General features: G+C 55.2%; 3 rRNA genes. All 3 read right to left on the reverse strand.

From position 1 onward, the window contains the following. Positions 1-66: 66 nt before the first annotated feature. Positions 67-183, reverse strand: a 5S ribosomal RNA gene (gene rrf, locus IFT72_RS15590). A 218-nt stretch (positions 184-401) separates the two neighbouring features. Further along, positions 402-3,525, reverse strand: a 23S ribosomal RNA gene (locus tag IFT72_RS15595). A 477-nt stretch (positions 3,526-4,002) separates the two neighbouring features. Beyond that, positions 4,003-5,524: ribosomal RNA gene (locus IFT72_RS15600) — 16S ribosomal RNA — on the reverse strand. The 16S, 23S and 5S rRNA genes sit together here, the layout of an rRNA operon. Positions 5,525-6,095: the final 571 nt, after the last annotated feature.

Raw genomic sequence — 6,095 nt, forward strand, 5'->3', positions numbered from 1 at the left:
AAACACGAAAGGCCCCTCCTGTGGAGGGGCCTTTCGGTGTGCCAGTCATGCTGGGCACTAAAGGAAGTCCGGCGGTGTCCTACTCTCCCACAAGGTCCCCCTTGCAGTACCATCGGCGCTGAGAGTCTTAGCTTCCGGGTTCGGAATGGGACCGGGCGTTTCCCTCTCGCTATGGCCGCCGAAACATTTACCACACACACACCCAAAGGGCATGTGGTGAAGTCTGTTCCAGACCATGCCCACCACGAGGTGATGGGACTTGTCTGTTCTGTTGTCCCGCACCAGGGAACGGTGCCTGGTGGCGGGGTTGTTACCGTAAAGAACGGGTCGTTACCGACCGTCTTCCGGGAACCACATAGTGGACGCGAAGCAATCTTTCTTCCCCTCTACAAGGGAAGAGTGTTGTCAAGTTATCGGCTTATTAGTACCGGTCAGCTCCATGGGTCGTTAGTCCCCACTTCCACATCCGGCCTATCAACCCAGTAGTCTAGCTGGGAGCCTCTCACCCCGAAGGGTATGGAAATCTCATCTCGAAGCCGGCTTCCCGCTTAGATGCTTTCAGCGGTTATCCGTTCCGAACGTAGCTAATCAGCGGTGCCCTTGGCAGGACAACTGACACACCAGAGGTTCGTCCATCCCGGTCCTCTCGTACTAGGGATAGATCTTCTCAAATTTCCTACGCGCGCAGCGGATAGGGACCGAACTGTCTCACGACGTTCTAAACCCAGCTCGCGTACCGCTTTAATGGGCGAACAGCCCAACCCTTGGGACCTACTCCAGCCCCAGGATGCGACGAGCCGACATCGAGGTGCCAAACCATGCCGTCGATATGGACTCTTGGGCAAGATCAGCCTGTTATCCCCGAGGTACCTTTTATCCGTTGAGCGACAGCGCTTCCACAAGCCACTGCCGGATCACTAGTCCCGACTTTCGTCCCTGCTCGACTTGTCAGTCTCACAGTCAAGCTCCCTTGTGCACTTACACTCGACACCTGATTGCCAACCAGGTTGAGGGAACCTTTGGGCGCCTCCGTTACTCTTTAGGAGGCAACCGCCCCAGTTAAACTACCCACCAGGCACTGTCCCAGAACCGGATCACGGTTCGTAGTTAGATATCCAAAGTGACCAGAGTGGTATTTCAACAATGACTCCACCTGAACTAGCGTCCAAGCTTCACAGTCTCCCACCTATCCTACACAAGCCACTCCGAACACCAATACCAAGCTGTAGTAAAGGTCACGGGGTCTTTCCGTCCTGCTGCGCGTAACGAGCATCTTTACTCGTAGTGCAATTTCGCCGAGTTCGCGGTTGAGACAGCTGGGAAGTCGTTACGCCATTCGTGCAGGTCGGAACTTACCCGACAAGGAATTTCGCTACCTTAGGATGGTTATAGTTACCACCGCCGTTTACTGGGGCTTAAATTCTGAGCTTCGCTTGCGCTAACCCTTCCTCTTAACCTTCCAGCACCGGGCAGGCGTCAGTCCGTATACATCGTCTTGCGACTTGGCACGGACCTGTGTTTTTAGTAAACAGTCGCTTCCCACTGGTCTCTGCGGCCTTTCCCGCTCCGGGAGTAAATCCCATCACGGTTCCGGCCCCCCTTCTCCCGAAGTTACGGGGGCATTTTGCCGAGTTCCTTAACCACGATTCTCTCGATCTCCTTGGTATTCTCTACCTGACCACCTGAGTCGGTTTGGGGTACGGGCGGCTTGAACCTCGCGTCGATGCTTTTCTCGGCAGCATAGGATCACTGATTTCCCCCAATCGGGGTACGCATCGGGTCTCAGGCGCATTGACGACGGATTTGCCTATCGTCAGCCCTACATCCTTACACCAGGTTCACCTTACGGATACCATCGCCTGGCTCAGCTACCTTCCTGCGTCACACCTGTTAATACGCTAACCGCACCAGCATGGGGTCGAGCGTTAGACCGGCCGGCATCACCCCGAAGGGATCCGCTCAGCCGGGTTAGGACTCTTAGCACCACTGGATTAGCTTGGGCGGTTCTTCGCCGGTACGGGAATATCAACCCGTTGTCCATCGACTACGCCTGTCGGCCTCGCCTTAGGTCCCGACTTACCCAGGGCGGATTAACCTGGCCCTGGAACCCTTGGTCTTTCGGAGGACGGGTTTCTCACCCGTCTTTCGCTACTCATGCCTGCATTCTCACTCGTGTGGCCTCCACGGCTGGTTTACACCGCCGCTTCACTGGCCACACGACGCTCTCCTACCACTCCGTACGACTGAACCACGAAGGCTTGTCTATAATACGAAATCTACAACTTCGGTGGTGTGCTTGAGCCCCGTTACATTGTCGGCGCGGAATCACTTGACCAGTGAGCTATTACGCACTCTTTCAAGGGTGGCTGCTTCTAAGCCAACCTCCTGGTTGTCTATGCAACTCCACATCCTTTCCCACTTAGCACACGCTTAGGGACCTTAGTTGGTAGTCTGGGTTGTTTCCCTCTCGACGATGAAGCTTATCCCCCACCGTCTCACTGCTGCGCTCTCACTTACCGGCATTCGGAGTTTGGCTGACGTCAGTAAGCTTTTGGGCCCCATCGGCCATCCAGTAGCTCTACCTCCGGCAAGAAACACGCAACGCTGCACCTAAATGCATTTCGGAGAGAACCAGCTATCACGAAGTTTGATTGGCCTTTCACCCCTATCCACAGCTCATCCCCTCCATTTTCAACTGAAGTGGGTTCGGTCCTCCACGACGTCTTACCGTCGCTTCAACCTGGCCATGGATAGATCACTTCGCTTCGGGTCTAGGACATGCGACTGGATCGCCCTCTTAAGACTCGCTTTCGCTACGGCTACCCCACACGGGTTAACCTCGCCACATATCGCTAACTCGCAGGCTCATTCTTCAAAAGGCACGCTGTCACCCCTACAAGGAGGCTCCAACGGTTTGTAAGCAAACGGTTTCAGGTACTATTTCACTCCCCTCCCGGGGTACTTTTCACCTTTCCCTCACGGTACTTGTCCGCTATCGGTCATCTGGGAGTATTTAGGCTTATCAGGTGGTCCTGACAGATTCACACGGGATTTCTCGGGCCCCGAGCTACTTGGGATCCCCATTCAGCCAGCGCCAGCATTTCGGCTACGGGGTTCGCACCCTCTATGACCAGCCATTCAAAGCTGTTCGCCTATACTGCGCTGTAACTGTTCCTGTCCGGCAGAACAGGACAACGGGTCCCACAACCCCGACCATGCAACGACCGCCGTCTATCACACATGACCGGTTTAGCCTCTTCCGATTTCGCTCGCCACTACTCACGGAATCACTGTTGTTTTCTCTTCCTGTGGGTACTGAGATGTTTCACTTCCCCACGTTCCCTCTACCCGCCCTATATATTCAGGCGGGAGTCACCAGGTCAAAACGCCTGGCGGGGTTTCCCCATTCGGAAATCCTCGGATCAGGGCTCGATTATCAGCTCCCCGAGGCTTATCGCAGATTTCTACGTCCTTCTTCGGCTCCAGATGCCAAGGCATCCACCGTTTGCTCTTAGAAACTTGACCACAAAGTTGCCACCAGCCAAAGCTGGCAGCTCAGTGTTATCTCATTCGCCAACCCAACCCGAAGGCTGAGTTGGTCTAAGAAATTGCACTTAGTATCACAAACCCGGTCACCAACCCCCTAAAGGGCCGGCTCTTGATTTGCGACTAAGATGCTCGCGTCCACTGTGTAGTTCTCAAAATACGGGCGGCACCAGAATCACCCTGCGATACATGCAGGACTTTCCTGGCCCAGAGGTAAAACCCCACACCCCGAAGAGCGTGGAAGCTTGGTCCCTCAGGACCCAACAGCGTGCATACCGTTCCGCTTGTGCGCCACACCGTTCCACACCTCCGAAGAGATCGTACTAAGCACTGCGCCGTCACAAAACGACCATTGTCAATGTTCCACCCATGAGCGCCAGCCAGAGACATTCGCTCTAGTACTGACTTGACCAGATGATCCCTGTGTAAACAGCAGGGCTGGTACATGCTCCTTAGAAAGGAGGTGATCCAGCCGCACCTTCCGGTACGGCTACCTTGTTACGACTTAGTCCTAATCACCGATCCCACCTTCGACAGCTCCATCCCACAAGGGGTTAGGCCACTGGCTTCGGGTGTTACCGACTTTCATGACTTGACGGGCGGTGTGTACAAGGCCCGGGAACGTATTCACCGCAGCGTTGCTGATCTGCGATTACTAGCGACTCCGACTTCATGGGGTCGAGTTGCAGACCCCAATCCGAACTGAGACCGGCTTTTTGGGATTCGCTCCACCTTACGGTATCGCAGCCCTTTGTACCGGCCATTGTAGCATGCGTGAAGCCCAAGACATAAGGGGCATGATGATTTGACGTCATCCCCACCTTCCTCCGAGTTGACCCCGGCAGTCTCCTATGAGTTCCCACCATAACGTGCTGGCAACATAGAACGAGGGTTGCGCTCGTTGCGGGACTTAACCCAACATCTCACGACACGAGCTGACGACAACCATGCACCACCTGTATACCGACCTTGCGGGGCGACCATCTCTGGCCGTTTCCGGTATATGTCAAGCCTTGGTAAGGTTCTTCGCGTTGCATCGAATTAATCCGCATGCTCCGCCGCTTGTGCGGGCCCCCGTCAATTCCTTTGAGTTTTAGCCTTGCGGCCGTACTCCCCAGGCGGGGAACTTAATGCGTTAGCTGCGACACGGAGACCGTGGAATGGTCCCCACATCTAGTTCCCAACGTTTACGGCGTGGACTACCAGGGTATCTAATCCTGTTCGCTCCCCACGCTTTCGCTCCTCAGCGTCAGTTACGGCCCAGAGATCTGCCTTCGCCATCGGTGTTCCTCCTGATATCTGCGCATTCCACCGCTACACCAGGAATTCCAATCTCCCCTACCGCACTCTAGTCTGCCCGTACCCACTGCAGGCTGGGGGTTGAGCCCCCAGATTTCACAGCAGACGCGACAAACCGCCTACGAGCTCTTTACGCCCAATAATTCCGGACAACGCTTGCACCCTACGTATTACCGCGGCTGCTGGCACGTAGTTAGCCGGTGCTTTTTCTGCAGGTACCGTCACTTTCGCTTCTTCCCTACTAAAAGAGGTTTACAACCCGAAGGCCGTCATCCCTCACGCGGCGTTGCTGCATCAGGCTTTCGCCCATTGTGCAATATTCCCCACTGCTGCCTCCCGTAGGAGTCTGGGCCGTGTCTCAGTCCCAGTGTGGCCGGTCACCCTCTCAGGCCGGCTACCCGTCGTCGCCTTGGTGAGCCATTACCTCACCAACTAGCTGATAGGCCGCGAGTCCATCCTTGACCGAAATTCTTTCCAACTCCTAGCCATGCGGCTGAAGCTCGTATCCGGTATTAGACGCCGTTTCCAGCGCTTATCCCAGAGTCAAGGGCAGGTTACTCACGTGTTACTCACCCGTTCGCCACTAATCCCCCCAGCAAGCTGGAGTTCATCGTTCGACTTGCATGTGTTAAGCACGCCGCCAGCGTTCGTCCTGAGCCAGGATCAAACTCTCCGTAAAAGAAAAAACAGACCAACCGGAAAAAGGCCGGATCTGCTGAATTTGATGCTGACCAAAGAACAAAACAATCTGACGATTGTTGTTGTCCATCAATCTCAAAGAAACCTAAACACCACTCAGAACCGAAGTTCATCACGATGCCAGGGTATAATTTGGCATTTGACAATGTGCACGCTGTTGAGTTCTCAAGGACCAAACGCACCCGAAACCCGACCTATATAAAGGCCCTCGTCCGAGGCAGCTGTGAAACCTTAGCACCGATCTTCACCATGTAAGACCACCGCTCTTCGACCCCCGTAAGGAGCCGGTGTCGCTTTCGCAACGAGCCATGACGCTACACCATGTGGATCAGTGTTCGCAACCCACTTGGTCCGAGGCCGTGTAGGCGACTCGAGGACTTGGAGGCTGGTCAGCTTGAGGCCGGTGAAGCTTCGCTCCGCCGCACCGTTGTGGTGACAAGAAAGAACATTACAGGCACCACCCGCCCAACGTCCAAACCCCCACACATCCCGGGCGTGTCGCAACCACCAACCCCGGAAAATCAAGGGTCCAACGCGTGAACGTTCGGCAG

It is taken from the genome of Frigoribacterium sp. CFBP 8754 (assembly GCF_014841815.1).
Lineage (GTDB): Bacteria > Actinomycetota > Actinomycetes > Actinomycetales > Microbacteriaceae > Frigoribacterium > Frigoribacterium endophyticum.